The 1,131-nt window shown below is 67.0% G+C and carries 1 protein-coding gene; it reads right to left on the bottom strand.

What is annotated here, in order from left to right; translation table 11 throughout:
• On the bottom strand, nucleotides 1–993 hold a 993-nt coding region (locus tag G5C65_RS37580), incomplete at its 3' end, for an RNA-guided endonuclease InsQ/TnpB family protein (RefSeq protein WP_165303526.1).
• Between the last annotated feature and the right edge of the window lie 138 nt (nucleotides 994–1,131).

The raw sequence follows: 1,131 nt of genomic DNA, 5'->3' as shown, positions 1-1,131 counted from the left end.
GCGGTTGAGCCGGTCGACGTGTCCGCATTCCGCGCACTCCCGGGAGGAGTAGGCGGGGTTGACGAACACGAGCGGGACACCGACCCGCCGCGCCTTGTAGACGATGAAGTCTCCGAGCTGGGCGAAGGCCCAGGAGTGGAGCGCGACCCGTTGGGGCCTTCGGAGCCGTACCCTCTGCCGGATTCCCTTGAGTTCTTCCAGGGCGATCCCGGACGAGGTGCGTTCAGCCTCGGTCACGATCGTCTTGGCGATGATGTGGTTCGTGTTCTTCACGTGCCGCGCCTCGCGGCGGGAGCGCTCCTTGAGCCGCCGCTTGGCGGACTTGGTGCGCTTCTTCTGGAGCTTGGCCCGCAGGGCAAGCTGCCGCTTGCGGTAGCGGTTGAGACCCCGTCCGGCGGCCTGGTAGCCGGTGGACGTGGTGGCGATGTTGACGATGCCGAGATCCACGCCGATGAAGCCGTCCGGCTCGTACGTCTCGGCCTCGGGGACCTCGCAGGTGGCGATCAGGTAGAAGACGCCGTCCCGCTCGATCAGGTCGGCTTCGCCCTTGCGGTACTCACGGAGTGTCTTGAGTGCGTCGGCGGAGCAGACGAAGCGGACGTTCTTGAGGCGCCCGGCCGTGGTCCAGATGGATACGGTCTGTGCGTCGTACTGCCAGCTCAAACACCGGTCGTCGTACGGCTGCGCCGCCTCGGGCCGGAAGGCGACCGGCTTGGACTCGGCCCTGATGCGACGCTTGGAGCCCGGCTTGCCGAGGTTCCCGGCACGCAGGTTGGCGCGCAGTGCGGTGTACGCGTCGCGCACCTTCTTGATGACGTGCTGCGCGGCCTGCGCCCCGAGCCCCTCGGCTTTGAGGCGAGCGTAGGTGTGCTTGCGCAACTCGTACTCACGCGGGACATCGCCCGCGAACGCCACCTCAGAGACCCAGTTCGCCAGACCGTTGACCGTACGCAGGGTCGCCGACAGCGCGGCGGCCTGCTCGGCCTCCGGCATCAGCTTCACCTGCGTCACGATCTTCACACGGTGAACCTAGCAAGGAGCACTGACAACAGGCTCGGATCCGTGCTGCCGTGCACGTCAGAGCATTCCAGAGGAGCGATTCCTCCTGGGCGTGAACGCCCGGGGTTCCTC

Source organism: Streptomyces boncukensis, from assembly GCF_011045075.1.
Taxonomy (GTDB): Bacteria; Actinomycetota; Actinomycetes; order Streptomycetales; family Streptomycetaceae; genus Streptomyces; species Streptomyces boncukensis.
This window is presented reverse-complemented; position numbering and strand designations above follow the sequence as displayed.